Source organism: Bradyrhizobium sp. UFLA05-109, from assembly GCF_054185165.1.
This window is the reverse complement of the sequence record NZ_JBBIAR010000040.1, coordinates 1-16,937: the sequence shown is the minus strand read 5'-3', so window position 1 is coordinate 16,937 and position 16,937 is coordinate 1. Positions and strand designations below refer to the sequence as shown.

Annotated in this window: 6 protein-coding genes and 1 pseudogene; 3 read left to right on the top strand and 4 right to left on the bottom strand. The window is 55.2% G+C overall.

Annotated features, from left to right (window positions below):
- Positions 1 to 18: 18 nt before the first annotated feature.
- Together secA and Q3C01_RS26780 are read left to right on the top strand one after the other, a co-directional pair.
- On the top strand, positions 19 to 2,859 hold the full coding sequence (secA, locus tag Q3C01_RS26785; RefSeq protein ID WP_458148291.1) for a preprotein translocase subunit SecA: 2,841 nt from the start codon (positions 19 to 21) through the stop codon (positions 2,857 to 2,859).
- A gap of 116 nt (positions 2,860 to 2,975) precedes the next feature.
- Positions 2,976 to 4,142, top strand: coding sequence for a tyrosine-type recombinase/integrase (locus tag Q3C01_RS26780; RefSeq protein ID WP_458148290.1), 1,167 nt, complete (start codon positions 2,976 to 2,978; stop codon positions 4,140 to 4,142).
- On the opposite strand, the gene Q3C01_RS26775 is transcribed toward Q3C01_RS26780, so the two are convergent.
- On the bottom strand, positions 4,139 to 9,166 hold the full coding sequence (locus Q3C01_RS26775) for an HYR domain-containing protein (RefSeq protein ID WP_458148289.1): 5,028 nt from the start codon (positions 9,164 to 9,166) through the stop codon (positions 4,139 to 4,141). The genes Q3C01_RS26780 and Q3C01_RS26775 overlap by 4 nt on opposite strands.
- Before the next feature lie 1,353 nt (positions 9,167 to 10,519).
- On the bottom strand, positions 10,520 to 13,336 hold the full coding sequence (locus Q3C01_RS26770; protein ID WP_458148288.1) for an Ig-like domain-containing protein: 2,817 nt from the start codon (positions 13,334 to 13,336) through the stop codon (positions 10,520 to 10,522).
- Between the two features lie 527 nt (positions 13,337 to 13,863).
- Here Q3C01_RS26770 and Q3C01_RS26765 point away from each other — a divergent pair.
- Positions 13,864 to 14,175 carry a hypothetical protein gene (locus Q3C01_RS26765; protein WP_458148287.1) on the top strand — a complete coding sequence of 104 codons (312 nt, stop codon included), beginning with the start codon at positions 13,864 to 13,866 and terminating at the stop codon, positions 14,173 to 14,175.
- A gap of 20 nt (positions 14,176 to 14,195) precedes the next feature.
- Here Q3C01_RS26765 and Q3C01_RS26760 read toward each other — a convergent pair.
- Both Q3C01_RS26760 and Q3C01_RS26755 read right to left on the bottom strand, forming a co-directional pair.
- A pseudogene (locus tag Q3C01_RS26760) lies at positions 14,196 to 15,377 on the bottom strand (IS3 family transposase).
- Positions 15,378 to 15,567: 190 nt separating this feature from the next.
- Positions 15,568 to 16,937, bottom strand: a 1,370-nt coding sequence (locus Q3C01_RS26755; protein WP_458148286.1) for a hypothetical protein, incomplete at its 5' end; no start/stop codon positions are given.

Sequence of the window (16,937 nt, the reverse complement as noted above, 5' to 3'; positions counted from 1 at the left end):
CGAACACAGGAATTTGGCATGATCGGCGCGCTCGCCCGCAAGTTTTTCGGCTCCGCCAACGACCGGCGGGTGAAGGGATACCAATCCCGGGTCAGCGCGATCAACGCGCTCGAGCCGGAACTCTCAAAACTCTCCGACGAAGCCCTCAAGGCCCGCACCGCCGAATTCAAGCAACAGCTCGCATCGGGCAAGTCGCTGGACGACCTCCTGGTGCCGGCCTTCGCCACGGTGCGCGAGGCCGCCAAGCGCACGCTCGGCCAGCGCCATTTCGACGTCCAGCTCATCGGCGGCATGGTGCTGCACGAGGGCGACATCGCCGAGATGAAGACCGGCGAAGGCAAGACGCTGGTCGCAACGCTCGCGGTCTATCTCAACGCGCTCGCCGGCAAGGGCGTCCACGTCGTCACCGTCAACGACTACCTCGCCCGTCGCGACTCCGGCTGGATGGGCCAGATCTACGGCTTCCTCGGCATGACCACCGGCGTGATCGTGCACGGGCTCGACGATGCCGAGCGCAAGACGGCCTATGCCTGTGACATCACCTACGGCACCAACAACGAATATGGCTTCGACTATCTGCGCGACAACATGAAGTACCGGCTCGAGGACATGGTCCAGCGGCCGCACTACTACGCGATCGTCGACGAAGTGGACTCCATTCTCATCGATGAAGCCCGCACCCCGCTGATCATCTCCGGCCCGCTCGACGACCGTTCGGACTTCTACAACACCATCGACACCTTCATGCCGAGACTGGAGAAGGTCACGGACTACGAGGTCGACGAGAAGCAGCGCACGGTGACCTTGACCGAAGGCGGCATGGAGAAGCTCGAGACGCTGCTCCGCGACGCGGGCCAACTCAAGGGCGAGTCGCTCTACGACGTCGAGAACGTCTCGGTCGTGCACCACGTCAACCAGGCGCTGCGCGCCCACACGCTGTTCACGCGCGACAAGGACTACATCGTTCGCGACGGCGAGGTCGTGATCATCGACGAATTCACCGGACGTATGATGCCGGGCCGGCGCTATTCGGAAGGCCTGCACCAGGCACTCGAAGCCAAGGAGCACGTCGCGGTTCAACCCGAGAACCAGACGCTCGCTTCGATCACCTTCCAGAACTACTTCCGCATGTACGAGAAGCTGGCGGGCATGACCGGCACGGCGGCGACCGAAGCCGACGAATTGTTCGACATCTACAAGCTCGAGGTCTTGGAGATCCCGACCAACCTGCCGGTCGCGCGTCTGGACGAAGACGACGAGGTCTACCGCACCCAGAAGGAAAAATACGTCGCCATCCTCGCCGAGATCGAGCGCGCCAATGCGCGCCTCCAGCCGGTGCTGGTCGGCACGGCGTCGATCGAGAAGTCGGAAGTGCTCGCCGAGTTCTTGAAGCAGAACGGCTACAAGCAGATCGATTTCGGTAAGGAAAGCGCGCTGGAAAAGCTCTACACGGCTGCCCGCGCCGGCAAGCCCGCAAAGCTTTTCGCGGTGCTGAACGCACGCTTCCACGAGCAGGAAGCCTATATCGTGGCGGAAGCCGGCGTTCCCGGCGCGATCACGATCGCGACCAACATGGCCGGCCGCGGCACCGACATCAAGCTCGGTGGCTCCCTGGAGATGCGTATCCAGCAGGAGACCGCAGGGATCGAGGACGAAGCCGAGAAGGCCAAAAAGATCGAGCAGATCAAGGCCGACATCGAGCATTTCCGCGACATCGTGCTGAAAGCCGAGGAGACCGTCGAGATCGAGCCGGCCAAGGGCTCAAAGCCCGCCAAGACCGTGAAGAAGCCCGGCGGCCTCTACATCATCGGCTCCGAGCGTCACGAGTCCCGCCGCATCGACAACCAGCTCCGCGGCCGTTCGGGTCGTCAGGGCGACCCCGGTCGCTCGAAATTCTTCCTGTCGCTGGAAGACGATCTGATGCGCATCTTCGGCTCGGATCGTCTTGACAGCATGTTGCAGCGGCTCGGCCTGAAAGAGGGCGAGGCCATCATCCATCCCTGGATCAACAAGGCACTCGAGAAGGCGCAGCAGAAGGTCGAGGCGCGCAACTTCGACATCCGCAAGAACCTCCTGAAGTTCGACAACGTCCAGAACGACCAGCGCAAGGTGATCTTCGACCAGCGCGTCGATCTGATGAAGGACGAGAACGTCGCCGAGACCATCGCCGACATGCGCCACGCCTTCATCGAGGACCTCGTCGCCAAGCACGTGCCCGAGCATGCCTATGCCGAGCAGTGGGACGTCGCGGGGCTCAAGGAAGAGCTGAAGCGCGTGCTCGATCTCGACTTGCCGGTCGATGACTGGGCCAAGGAAGAGGGCATCGCGGACGAGGAATTGCTCACCCGCATCGAGACCCGCGCCGACGAGCACATGGCGGCCAAGGTCGCGCAGTGGGGTCCCGACGTGATGCGTTACGTCGAGAAGACCATCTTGCTGCAGACGCTCGATCACCTCTGGCGCGAGCACCTCATCATGCTCGACCATCTGCGCCAGGTCATCGGCCTGCGCGGTTACGGCCAGCGCGATCCGTTGCAGGAGTACAAGACCGAGGCCTTCAATCTCTTCCAGGAGATGAGCGCGCATCTGCGCGAGGCCGTCACCGCGCAGCTCATGCGCGTCGAGATCATCCCGCCGGAGCAGGAAGCGCCCATCCTGCCCGCGATGGAAGTGCACAAGCTCAATCCGGATACCGGCGAGGACGAGATGGCCTTCGCCAACGTGACGCTGGCCCCGCAGGCCAACGCCGCGCAGCGCGATCCGAAGAACCCGGCATCCTGGGGCAAGGTCGGCCGCAACGAAGACTGCCCCTGCGGCAGCGGCAAGAAGTACAAGCACTGCCATGGGCGATATGCCTAATGCAACTTATCGTTGCGATTTCAATGAGTTAGCGGATCGCCTCGGCTAGGCCGTCCGCCTTCAATTGAAATGCTGTCGACCATGGTGGTGCTTGCTGATCTTCAGGGGCACCACGAATGGACGGCGCTCGCTATCTTGAGGATGGCAAGCTCACGATTTTCCGCCGAGCCGGCACCTACTACGCCCGCCTGCGACTTTCATCGGGCAAATACGTAACTCGGTCTTTGAAGACGGCGGTCGACGAGACCGCCGTGCAGCTCGGCCGCAGGTTGCTGTTCCAAATAGAACACAGAGCCGCGCAGGGCCTGCCGCCAAAATCCACATTATTTTCGACCGTCATTGACGACTACATCCGCTTCCGCGAGCGGGATCATGCGCACGGAAAGACTTCGGCTGGCATGCTGAGGCAGATCAGACGGGTTTCGAAGTTCTGGCGGGAGTACGCTGGGCACATGGCCGTTGAGGACATCAACGACAAGGTGATGCGGGAGTTCATTCCCTGGCGCCGGGATTACTACGCTTCGTTCGAAGTGCTGCCGAAGAACGCCAAGCGGCATCCCACAGATAAGACTCTCCAGTGGGACATGATGCTCGGGAAGGCCATCGTGAAATGGGCTGCCGAGCAGGGGCTCCGAGGAAACAAACAGCCAATCACAGCAACCTACACACCCAAGAAGAAGCGGGTACGGCCTGCATTCGAGCAATGGGAATTTCGCCAGCTTTGGCGGACGATGTGCCAGCGCATCAACATCGCTAGAGACACTCGCACTAAGGCGAGTCGAGAGTTGCTACAGATATATGTCTTGGTCGTCGCTTGCACCGGTTTTCGGCCTGGAGAGGCGAACAACCTAAAAGTTCGAGACGTTCACGCATTTAAAGACGAGAAAGGGCGCAGCAATTATCGTTTCGTTGTGCGAGGCAAAACTGGCGAGCGGGATGCGATCGTTAGGTCGGTCGCTGTCAAACGGTTAGACAAATTCTTGACAAAACGACGGGCCGAAGATCCCGCAGGTCTGCTGTTCGTTATGCCTGGCGGGTCGAAGATCACCACTCTCATCGATCAGCTCAATACTGCGCTTGAGGAGGCCGGGATCCAGCGAAGCACGTTTGGCGAGAAGTACTCCATCTACAGTCTGCGACACTTCTATGCCGTCAATGCGCTCAGGAATGGCGTGGGCGTGTTCGAGGTCGCCCGCAACATGGGTACCTCTGTACAAATGATCCAAGAATATTACGGCAAGCAGGCTACTGCCTCCGTGTTTGCGACGAGGTTGGGTGACTAAGCGATCAACAGGTCACTGCTGTGTGCCAACAATTGGGATTTGCTGACCCCAAGCAGCAATACAGAATCTCCATGCCCGTCAGAGATCACGGCGCCCAAGGCCGTGTTGGTCGTATGATCTAAGATGCTCTTAATCGAGTTGAAAATGGAATCGTCGAACTGCAGATGATCGTTCTTCACATCGAAGTCGAGGATGGTGTTAGCACCAAACTCAGGCCGGAAAACAAATTGGTCAGGCCCCTTACCTCCGGCTAGGATGTCGCCTTTACCGCCGATCAGCACATCGGCGCCTTTGCCGCCGTACGCCACGGCGTGGCCTCCTGATCCGTCGAGTACGCTCTTCCCATTATCGCCCCACACGATGGTGTTTGAGCCAGCTTTATAGGTGAATGAAGGATCAAAAACAGAAAACGTCAACGTAGAGGTGTCGCTTCCGCCATGTCCGTCGGCGGACGTGTAAGTGAAGGTATCCTGAGCAAAGATCTGTGATGGAAGGGCTTTAGCTGAAGCGGCATACGAGTAGCTGCCATCAGCGTTCAACGTCAGAGTTCCGTAGTCGCCTTTGATGTCATGGCCCAGGTTTGTTACGGACCCGTTTACAGAACCGACCGAGAGATGGTCGTGATCAGCGTCACGATCATTAGCGAGCACGCCCTTATTGGCAGATACCGAAAGGATCTTTCCCTTCGCAACACCATTGCTGTCGGACCGTGCAATCGGGTCATGATTATTACTGGCCGCTCCGAGCACATTTATCTCGAAGATGTCTGTGGCGGAGTTGCCAGCGGCATCGACAGCGCTGGCTGTGATGGTATGGACACCAACGCCGAAGAGGTCGCCAGAATGGACGACCTTGTTGCCTTCCATAAAGCTCACAGCATCAGTGCCGTCCACTAGGTCGCTTGCCGTCGTCGTAAAGAAGGCTGCTGCCCCAGCGGCAGTGGTTGCTTGCAACGTTTGGTCAGCGATAAGCGTTAGCGTTGGAGCTGTCGTATCCTTCACATTGATGGTGAAGGTCTCCGAAGAAAGATTACCCGCCGCATCGGTCGTGCTTGTTGTGATGATGTGGTTGCCTAGGCCGAATGTGTCGCCAGAATGGACGACCGTATTACCTTCTTTGAAGACAACAGTGGCGGCCCCATCAACTAGATCGCTAGCGCTAGCTGCGAAGAAGGCTGCGGCACCAGCGGCGCTAGTGGCCTCCCTTGCTTGGTTGGCAACCGGCGTCAGCGTTGGAGCCGTAGTGTCAACCACGTTGAATTTGAAATTCTGCGAGGTCTGGTTACCAGCGGCATCGACAGCGGTTGCTGTGATCGTATGTGTCCCGATGCCAAAGACGTCACCGGAATGGACGACCGTGTTGCCCTCCTTAAAGACAACGGGAAGAGTACCGTCCACCGCATCGCTAGCGGATGCTGTGAAAAAGGCCGTTGCTCCGGCCGCACTGGTCGCTTCATTTGTCTGATCAGTTACCGGCGTGAGCGTGGGTGCCGTCGAATCCACCACACTAATCGAAAAAGACTCTGAAGAGGCGTTCCCGGCTGCATCGACAGCGCTTGCGGTGATCGTATGGATACCGACACTAAAGATGTCACCAGAATGAACGACGGTGTTGTCTTCCTTAAAGACGACAGGAAGAGTTCCGTCCACCAGGTCGGTCGCCGCAGCCGAAAAGGATGCTGCGACCCCGGCAGCCGTGGCTGCTTCTAATGTCTGATCGCTAACGGGGGTCAGCGTCGGCGGCGTCGTGTCATCACTCCCCAAATGGTGCAGTGCCGCCGAGATTGCGTCGTCGAGCTGGCTTCCAGTAAACGCATCGACTAGGGATTGTAGTTCGCTCGGATCGTTGTCGGCCTGCTGGATAGCATTCGAAGCCGTGCCCTGAATCACCCATTCGATGGCTGCGACGCCCTTAAGCAGTTCATCGCCAGTGGCACCACTCTGAGCCTTCTGATCCAACAGAACGTTGCTCGCCACAATGATAGCAGCCAGGCTATCGGCAACGCCTTGGCCGAGAGTTAGGCCGTCAGTTTGCGCAGCAGCCGCAACGAGAGCGCTGACCTGGGCTTCGTTGGTAAGGCTAATGCCCGATCCATCGATGGCTGCCGCAATAGCCGCAAATGCTTCCTTCACACCGCTCGAAAACTCTCCCCCCGCTGCCACGAGCGTCGAAGCAATCAAGCTGACCGTGTCATAGACCTTGGCAACCGCGGCTGTCGTCGTTGCTCCATCCGCTGAGCCAGCTTTTGTCGCTGCAATAGGATCGAAGGTGTTAAGGTCAATGCTTGAAGAGAGACCAAACGACGAGAGCACCTTCTGTTCGGCTGAAGCATCTGAGGCAAGCAACGCCATGAGCGTCGTGAGCGGCGTGATTACTGATGAGCCCGATGGTGCCGACAGCTGGCCTTTGAACTGCAGCCCGGTAGATGTGTCGGTGCCGCCAAAGGCGACTAGAGGGCCGGTGGCTTCGGAAAGGAAAAACGACCCGGTTGCATCGCTGGTCGTCAAAGCTTCAGTGGAATCGAGCAGACCGTTTTGGTTATCGTCCGAGAAAACCGTGGCGCCAGAGATGTAGCCGTCAGACACAGCAGGGGCATACTGACCATTCTGCAACACGAAGACGCCGTGTGAATCGACCACCGGAAATAAGTTGTTTAGGAAGAGGTCGAACTCCTTAGATATTTGCAGGTATAATTCTTTCGTGAGTAGTTCCCCTAGTTTGAACCCCCATTTGTATTCCTGGTAAATGGGCGTGAGTTTGACTGCGATCTTTGCTATATCTGCCGGACTCAATATTGGATTGTCGAAAACGAGATTTGTCGCTCCTGTCTTAATGACTTCGGCGCCGGCCTTCTCGGCAAATTCCTTGAACGAATCTATGATCGCATCGGACGCACCGGATTTAACGAGTATAGGTACAATTGCGCTAACGGCTTTCGCCGAAATGGATGTGGCAGCTCCTCCGACAAGTTCTTTGAAGAGGAACTTTTTAACCTCAGTAAACTGAGCAGCGGTGTATTTTTGCCAAATTAGATCAGCGTTTTCCGCCTTGATTATTGGAGCAGAATCGATTTGCCGATTGATCTGAACTGCCGCAATGTCGGCGATGCTAGCATCAACGAACGTCAGGTCAGTGGCCAAGACAACATTATCGACTTTCAACTCGCCAACCACCGTGGCTTGAAGAGATGCATCACTAAAAAAACGAATTGTTGTGCCGAATCCAGAAGAATCGACTGTTATAAGGCCGGCCTTAGCTAGAGTTCGGTAATAGGCAATTTCGCCGATTTCGAAGGTTGAGATCTCGTCTTTCCCGTCGGCACAATAGGTATCTGAGTCCTCGCCACCGTCGAGCAGGTCGGACAGGTTGTCTTGGAATGTCCAGGCGTACAGTTCATCACTTCCCGATCCGCCATGGAGCTCGTTTGCGGAATCATCCGGCGTAGGGACGCCGAAAGGGCCGGGTAATCCGGCAAATAATCGATCACTCCCGGGACCTCCGAAGAGCTTATCGCTTCCGTAATATCCGTAGATCGCATCATTGCCAGGAGCGCCATCAATCCCGAGCTTATCTCGGGAAACACCTACCTGAGACAGAAAAGCAATTTCAGATGCGAGGTCACCAAGGGGATTTGTATCGTAGAGATAATCCCCGTAGATGATGTCATTCTGAGCGGAGCCGAGGACCAGGTCAGAACCTCCGCTTCCGAACACTAGTTGTGGGCTTTCCGCACCAAGAGAAATCTGGTCATCAAATTGAGATCCGATTAGAACCTCGAATTGAGTAATGATATCGCCCTGAGCTTCGCCGAAAGCTGTGCCGTCTGCACCAAGCTTCAGCCCAACACTCGATTTCGCAAAACCATACGTAACAACATCGAAGCCATTGCCTCCGGTCATTGTATCGGACCCGGAACCTCCATCGAAAATATCAGTACCATCCCCGCCAATGATGATATCGTTTCCGTCACCTCCGTGTACGATATAGTGGTCGCCCTGTTTCGAATCTGTATGAAAGGATCTACTAGCGCTCCACCCAAGCGTCTTTCCGTTCCCAACGTTTTCATTGTAATTCGCTAGGTCTGGAAGAGTAACGACGTCGTTGTCGCCTAAGCCATTATATAGATCGGCGCCGCTTGAGATGGCGGCTTGTTGATCGGTCGACAGACTGTTGAAGTTGACGGTCTCGGCGCCCGTCGTGAAGAGCGATGCCGAGAGCGGTGTTGCAATGAACCCTTCCAATCTGAAATCACTATACACGCCCACTATTTGGCCGGAGTCATTGATGTCGTAGGGCGTAATGTTTGGAAAGTAGTCAAAGTTCGTATAGCTACCGTTGCTGTATACCCAGCCATGAGAGACGCCGTTCGCATCTATATAGGAACCAACGATCTGACCGAGGTTATTTATACCTAGCGCATAAACATCTACGCTATCCACACCTTGTGGGCCATCAAGCGTAGTGAAACCGCCTCCGCTGTACAAAAACCCATGACTGTGTCCGGCTGTGTCGCCGTAGAATCCGACGATTTGACCCGCGTTGTTGATGTCTGTTGCTGCGCTTAGAACGGCCGATACGTTTAGATGGGTGAAGTTGCCGCCGCTGTCCAGAAACGCATAATAGGTTTGACCTGAATTACCGTTTTGATCGGTATAAACATCATAATAATGACCGACAATCTGACCGAAGTCATTGATGCCGCTTGTTGCGGTATTTGCTGGTTCTACATAAGTTCCTTGATCATAAACCGATGGGTCATCGATTCTTGTATAGGTGCCGCTGTTATAAACGAAGCCCTCGATGCCACCGATGCCATTGACGAGGGTAACATAGCCGACGATCTGACCCAGGTTGTTAATATTGTTCGCTTCTGTGAAAGATACCGAAGGATCAGAGGTCTCCGCCTTCAATGTAGTATAGACGCCGTTGCTGTACAGAAAGGATGGATAGTTACCAACTACCTGGCCAGAGTCATTGATGCCGGTAAGAGATACCCCGGGCAAGGTCATGAAGCTGTACGCCATTCCCGCCCCCTATTGTCAGTTCAAAGAGAACAATAGAAGCCACATCATTCAAGCAAGGTCGGCCGCTGTAGCAATTGGTGCCAGCAAAGTTTTAATGGCTGGCCGCTCGTCCGCAGATAAACAGTCTCATTTCGGCACTCCGAATTTTCGGCGCTCCGAATTAAAGAACTTCAGCTACGTTGGGGCATCGGACGGCTCGTCATGTTGGAGGCAATGCAAATCCGCCCTGCGACCAAGGCGGCAGGTGTATTGATTCACTGAAGCGAATAATGCGAGGTGCTCCTAAGCGTGGAGCGCTGCCTTCCCGACAAGCTTCATGCGTGCCTGCGAAAAATAATGTCAGCGAAGGTTCAATCTTAGTTTATGGCCGAGCTAGGATTAGAGTCAAATGAGTCAGGCAGGACGAACTGTCGCAGCGCCGCAAACAGATGATAGCTGCTTTGCTACTCGCTGCGACTCTCCATAACGGAGTTGGCGTTTTTGAAATTGCCCGAAACATGGGGACCTCGGTTGAGATCATCCAAGAGTACTACGGCAAGCAGGCCACGGCGACAGTCTTTGCGACGAGGCTCGGAGATTAGCAGCAACACCGGTCGCACAGGCTAGGTCTTGTTTAGCTCGCAGCCCCTCGCCAGAATGACAGGAGGCCGTGCAGCCCAGCCAATCTCGAAACGTCACGGGCTGAGCGCCGGAAGACATATCTGCCGAGTGACAGAGGTTTTCCATGGCGAGCTCGCATATTCGGATTCACAAGCCACTAGCAGGCTGCGTAATAGTCTTGGCAGGCCTGCCTCTCAGTTCAATGGCTATTGCCGACGTATATCCAGTGACCGGGATTTGGGTCACTTTCGATTCCAACTTTCCTATCGGAGCCGATGAAGCATGCTTCGCAGTTAGAGTGTCCGGCATGGAAGCGGTGGTTCGAAATTCCATTGCAGAGATGCTCATTTTCAACAGGGATAAGCGGTACGACATCAAACCGAGTACGCAGCTGACCAGCACGCTTTCCACTGCGAAGGCTACAGCGGAAGGCTATTGGATTACAGAATCGCCCGATGTACGGAGACGATCCTGGTTTAGACAAAAGATCACCTACCTTCTAACGATCGTTGATCACACGGCTATTGAAATTAGAGAACATTCACACAGAAGAAAATTTGTGAAATGCGGCCCACTAGGTAAGTTGCCAATTTAAAATGCGCCCAAGGCTCTGCGCAATCTAGGGGTGTTTTGCAGGCCGCCCGCAAAATGGATACGTCAGTGCAGATGATCCAAGAATACTATGGCAAGCTGGCGACAGCTGCATCCAAGCTCACATCCGACAAAGGGCACGAACTCTGTCGCCTTGCTCAGCTAAACCAAATCAAAATCGTGGAAGTGCAGTTGACCGGCTTTTACTCCGAGCAGCGTAACCATGTCCCCATGCCCGTCTGAGATCACGGCTCCAAGAGCAGTATCAGCGGTGTGGGCTAGGATATCTCGCACGCTGGAGAAGGTGGTGCGATCAACCTGCAAGGTGTCCTCGTGCAGGTCGAAGTTCTTGATCGAGTTGGTGCCAAAGTCCGATCGGAACAAGAAAGTGTCGTTACCCTTTCCCGCAATTAGCGTGTCGCCAGACCCTCCAATCAGAACACTGTTACCCCTTCCGGCAATGAGAGTATCGCCGCCCGCCGAGCCATCCAGAATGTACGGCCCTTTCCCAGCCGTCAACGTCGTGTTCACGCCGGACAGATAGGTCGTGCCTTTATCGAAAACCACAAAACTAAGGGTGGACGTGGAAAGGCCACCGTGGCCATCGGAAACAGTGTACTCGAACACATCCTGCTTTATGCCGTGATGGTCTGACTGGGCATCATGATCGGTTATATAAGCCAGGCGCCCACCGGGCCCATGATAATGGTCGTCTTCATGGGCATGATGATTCGCTACATAGACGTAGCTACCGTCAGTGTTGACGGTGAGCGACCCGTGTTCGCCTTTGATCGCATGACCAACAGATGACGTCTGACCATCCAGCGCTACGACGGCTAGATGATCGTGAATGTCGGGATCGCTGTCGTTAGCAAGTAAGCCATGTGACGCATCTGCTGAAACGATTTTTCCTTTTGCCACACCGTTGCTATCGGGCACGGCGATCGGGTTGTCATTCAGCCCATTGATTGTGATCGTCTCTGTAGCCGTGCCGTCTGTGCCCTGTCCATCGCTCGCCGTGAACTGGAAGGACAGCTTCGTACTCTCACCAACTCCCAGGTACTTGTATGCACTCCCAGGATCAAAGGTGAAGGTACCATCGGATTTGAAGGTCAGTCCTGCTGGCATCGTGCCATCGATAGAGTAAGTGATGCCGTGACCCGCTAAATCGACCGCTGAGACCGTTCCATTTAGAACGGTGTTTTGGTCGGTCGTCGCAGAGCCATCAAAGGCGATTGGTCCTAAATCTTGACCTGGGTTCTGCGTCTCTGTCTGCGCTTGTGTGATCAAGTGATCGAGGTTGGCGCCTGTGAACAGGTTCGCTACGGCCTGAAGCTGCGACGGGCTATCTGCAGCGTTGGTGATCGCAGTCGATGCTGCGCCTTGCTCGACCAGCTCCACACCGGCGGCATCCCTCAACAATGTGGTGCCGGGTTGGTCTACCTGGAGAACATGGTCCAGTGCCGTATTGCCAGCTGCGATGATCGAGGCAACTGCATCCGCAACGCCCGATGCGAGACTGACGTTTTCAGTATGGGCGACTTGGGTAATCAATCCGCTGAGAGCCGTCTTGTCGCTGAGATTGATCCCCGAACCTTCAAGTGTAGTTGCCAGGGAAGCGAACGCCGCCTGAAGAGCGTGGCCGAATGTGCCACCTGGTCCCGCTAGTGCTGCGGCGATCATCTCGACCGTATCGTAGACCTTGGCGCCAGCAAGTTCCGTCGCAGCACCATCAGCACTACCGGCTTTTGCCGCTGCGATCGGATCGAAGGTGGTGAGGTCTATTCCTGCAGGAAGCCCGAGGCTTGCTAATACCTCGCCCTGATTGCCAACTACAGTGACCAGGGTGGTTAGCGGTGTGATAACGGTTGAACCCTCTGGGGCAGTCAGTTCACCTTTGAATGGGAGGCCAGTCGAAACGTCACTTCCCCCCGTCGCGATCATTGGCCCAGTCCCGTCAAAGCCAACCCAGGGGCCAGTGCCGATGTCAAGCGTGAAATTGCCATTAGTGCCAGTGGTGGCAGATACTTCACCGAAGTCTAAGCTTCCATTTCCATTTGCGTCGGCAAAAACAGTTGCGCCAGAAACATAACCTTCTATCTCAAAGCCGAGAAGTCCATGCCCCGACAATGCAATTTGATTTGCAGCAGCAGTCACGTATTGGTGCATGCTTTGCAGGGTTAACCCGTTGGATTGTAGCTGTTGCGCATCAAACACCGTTGGTGCGATTTGGTTTATTTGTTGAATAAAAGCTATCATCGTTAGGCCGGCGTATTGGTGGCCATTCGCATCTAATTCACTAGGAGCAATTTGGGATATTCCAGAAAGAAGAGTCAGGTCAGCTAGTATTTTGGCTTGTGTCTGAGCCGTTTCATTAGGCGCACTTCCGGCCTCACTGTATGCGAGATCGTGAGCCTGAAAAAGTTGATCAAGGGCGTCGACCGGTGGAACGTCAAAATTGTTTCCTCCAATCGCTCCGCCGGTATAGCCCGGTCCTCCATAGTTCCCGTACGTTGGGATTTGTGGGCCATTCGGATAAAGAGGAACCGTTAGGTCAAAATTTACGTGGGAGGTTGTTGTTGGAGGAGCATTAGCGACGTTGAAGGTTGCGGGGAGCTCGCCCAAGAAGCCGGGACCAGAAACTGGGGCGTTACTAATAATGTCGTAACCGAAGTTATAGGGAATGGTGATCGACCGGCCTTGGTAGTTGGGGCTTATGGTTATGGTACCTGCAAAAAAGTCGCCGTGAGGAACACTCGTATCGTTGCCCAACATCTCGTAATCGTAATACGGATCGGGAGGAAAATTTACGAGGGGCGCACCTGCGAAGGTCGCATTTGAGGTTAGCTGGTCAAACTCAACAAATGTATACCCTACGTTAGAATCTGTGCCAAAGTCATAAGTAAAAAGATCCGAGAGATTGTAAGTTTGACCTGGAGTTAGCGTAATATTGCTTGGAGTAAGGGTTGGCTCTGGCATTTCTCCTGCTCCCTGCCCATGGTGGTGAGGAATTCCGAGAAACGTACAATGCGACCGGATAGCCCAGCGTGTTGATGTAGGTCGATTGATCTTCTAACAATCAGACGCAGACTGTCGCCCTGCTCCGCACAAGCCGAGCGATCACGAGCAATGCCGCTGGCGAGTTGCGCTTTGCGTAGCAGTCACGAAGCAGAAGGGTAGCTACTCCAGGGGTGTGCCCATTCCCTCGCTCGGAAAAGAGCGGACGAGCTTCCTTAGAGCTCGCTGACCGGTTGAACAACTCTATTGTTATTGTGGGCTGACCAAAATTCCATCGCTCGATTTGGTAGTACTCCTGAATAGTTTTGGTGGAGGTGCGGGCTCACTTCCGATCGATGTCGAGAATCTTGTTGCAGCGAGCACGACTTAGCACGACTTGGAAGTCGTGCGGCCTGTCACCCGAACACCGTCTCCAATTCTGCTCTTTTGAGTCCATGTGATCGAGGCGCATCTTCTTCGAAACTCGAACGATCTGTTTCAGCATTACCATGTTGAGGGGCGAGACGGGGGAGCGGGTTGCCATCGGCGGCACGGTCGCAGCTAAGCGACTTGACAAATTCCTGACAAAACGGCGAGCGGAAGATCCCGACGGATTGCTGTTCGTCATGCCAGACGGATCGAAGATCGTCACACTCATCGATCAGTTGAATGCAACTCTACGAGAGGCCGGGATCGAGCGGAGCAGCTTCGGTGAGAAGTACACGGTGTACAGCCTGCGGCACTTCTATGCGGTCAACGAACTCCGAAATGGTATCGGCGTGTTCGAGGTTGCCCGCAACATGGGACTTCGGTCCAGATGATCTGACCTTGCCCCCAAGTTTTATCCAGTCCTTAGTTCGCTCTGGCTGGTGGATTTACCCGAATGGGTGGTGGGGAGCTGGTGCGGAGCCATCGGCATAGCGCAGCGCCAGATCCCGTCGCGGGTTGCAGGTGAAGGCGAACTCGGATGGTGTTTTCCACCCGAGTTGCGAGTGGGGTCGCGTATCGTTGTAGTCGGCCCGCCAATGTCCGAGTTCGACCCTGGCCTGGGCCAGCGAAGTGAACAGCGTCTCGTTCAACAATTCGTCTCGGAGGCGGCCATTGAAGCTTTCGATGAAGGCATTCTGCGTCGGCTTGCCGGGTGCGATGTAATGCCAGGCGACGCGGCTCTGATCGGCCCATGTCAGGATGGCGTTGCTGGTCAATTCGGTGCCGTTGTCGCTGACCACCATTTTGGGCTTGCCGCGCTCGATGATCAGCCGGTCAAGCTCCCGAGCCACCCGGGAGCCCGACAGCGAGGTGTCGGCCACCAACGCCAGGCACTCGCGCGTGCACTCGTCGACCATGGTCAGGATGCGGAAGCGGCGGCCATCGGTAAGCTGATCCGAGACGAAGTCGAGCGACCAGCGGTCATTCGGCACTATCGGCACCACCATCGGCGCCCTGGTCCCGAGCGCCCGCTTGCGGCCACCACGGCGACGGACCACGAGCCTCTCTTCCCGATAGAGCCGGAACAGCTTCTTGTGGTTGACCAGATAGCCCTCCCGCTTGAGCAGAACATGCAGGCGCCGATAGCCGAAGCGACGGCGCACCTCGGCGATCGCTCTCATGCGTTGGCGTAGGGCAGCGTCATCCGCCCGGGTTGTCCGATATCTGATGGTCATGCGGCAACAGCCGATGGCTTTACACGCCCGCCGCTCGCTCATCCCGTGGGCGTCCACGAGATGGGCGACAGCTTTCCTCTTCCCCGCGGGCGTCACCACTTCTTTCCCAGGAGGTCCTTCAACGCCGCATTGTCCAGCATGGCGTCGGCCAAAAGCCGCTTCAGCCGCGTGTTCTCGTCCTCCAGCGTCCTCAGCCGCTTGGCCTCCGAGACCTCCATCCCGCCAAACTTGGCTTTCCATTTGTAGATGCTGGCATCGCTGACGCCGTGCTTCCGGCACAGATCGGCAACCGACACGCCAGCCTCGTGCTCCTTCAAAATCCCGATGATCTGCTCTTCCGTAAAGCGGCTGCGCTTCATGCTCTGGTCCTCATATGGGCCAGAGCGAACTTCAATCTGGATTAAGTCCAGGGGGCAAGGTCAGATCCAAGAATACTACGGCAAGCAGGCCACGTCGGCTGTTTTTGCCACAAGGTTAGGAGACTAAAACGCCGGAGTGCTCAATCATCTCTAATTAGCCGAAGTGGTGGAGGTGCCCATAGGAGGTTTGTCACTTGTTCTCCTGCATCCCAATCTCCTTCTTCAGAGCCTCACGCACGAGGCTTTTGAAGTGCTCATGCTTGCCATACTTTTCATTGGTCCCGGCGCTTTGTCGAAACTCTACCAAGGCATCGAAAGCAAGATGTAAGTGGCGATAAAGGTCCATCTCTTCAGTTGAAGCCCGTTCTCGGTTCGGGAAACTATTAGAGAAGACCTCGTCAGCGTAATGGTACTCACGCTCGAGCATGCATCTAAGATGGTATAGGCCTTTCGCAACTTCAGACTTCAGCAAGCGATGAACGTGTCGGTGTAATTCGTCGAGTATCGGAGTAAACCTTGCGTCCTGAGCTGCTTCGCTTAGGTAAAAATAGAGAAGTTCAGCGTCCTGGTCTCCTTTGTTACCGTTGTTGTCGAAACGTCCATCTCTTATCCATTCTCTCCAACGGAGCACGAAGGAGGACGGGTCTTTCAGGTCTTTGATAGCTAAGTACAACGAATCAATATTGTGGTGTGCAGGACCACGATCTGGATGGAGGAGATACGCGACTATCGTTTGAAGATCCTTCTCCGCTAACTTCGAGATGTGTTTGTCGAGAAAAAGATAATAATCTGTATCGTGGTATTTGAGTCTTGTCGTCAGCTGTTTGTGGCACCAAAGAACTGCTGGTTCACTTCTCATATGAACCATATTTTTGGCAATCTGGTTTTTCCAATTCGGCTCTCGCTCTAAGCAGTATTCGACCACCGAATGACCGATGTTGAATTTGTCTATCAGTTCTAGAGCAGAGTAGGCCAAGCCGTACAACTTCTGTCCAGACACCCGGCGGGCCATGATGAGATAGAAATCAGCCAAATCAATTGGTGAAATCTCAGAACAAAGAATCGAAGCGGCTAAAGCGTTGGAAAGGCCCGTGCTTTCGATCTCGGATTGAGCAGCGGCGAGAATTGGATGCTGTGCGACGAGAGCTGCCAGCGTATCTACTTCGGGCGGCTCACGGACTTTAGAACCAACTGACGCCGCAATTTCCATTTCGTCAATGAAACGACGGAGCAACTGATGTTGCAGTGCGTCTTTGCTGCCAGGCTTCGCGATGGTGATATGATCTGATCCTTCAATTTTCAAAGCTTTCCCAAAGTATCGTGCTGCTGCAAAAGGTTCGACAAGTTGACTTCGCCAGCCGAACCAACGCTTCACCGGCAGTGGTCTATCCTCGACCAGTTCTCTTCCAGAGATGTTGGGCTTGCCCGACTCTTTGAGGGTCATGAATGCGGTGTCAAGGTCATTCAACCAAGTGTTGTCTTGAGTCGCCCGTGAAGAACTGACGCGCCGCCCCGGCCCAAGCGATGTGTTGAGCCGGGACGGTCTCGATAAAGGCTCGG

What these genes read in the sequence shown, in the direction of transcription:
- secA (WP_458148291.1), top strand. Translation starts at nt 19, where the DNA reads ATGATCGGCGCGCTCGCCCGCAAGTTTTTCGGCTCCGCCAACGACCGG.
- Q3C01_RS26780 (WP_458148290.1), top strand. Translation starts at nt 2,976, where the DNA reads ATGGACGGCGCTCGCTATCTTGAGGATGGCAAGCTCACGATTTTCCGC.
- Q3C01_RS26775 (WP_458148289.1), bottom strand. Translation starts at nt 9,166, where the DNA reads ATGGCGTACAGCTTCATGACCTTGCCCGGGGTATCTCTTACCGGCATC.
- Q3C01_RS26770 (WP_458148288.1), bottom strand. Translation starts at nt 13,336, where the DNA reads ATGCCAGAGCCAACCCTTACTCCAAGCAATATTACGCTAACTCCAGGT.
- Q3C01_RS26765 (WP_458148287.1), top strand. Translation starts at nt 13,864, where the DNA reads ATGTTGAGGGGCGAGACGGGGGAGCGGGTTGCCATCGGCGGCACGGTC.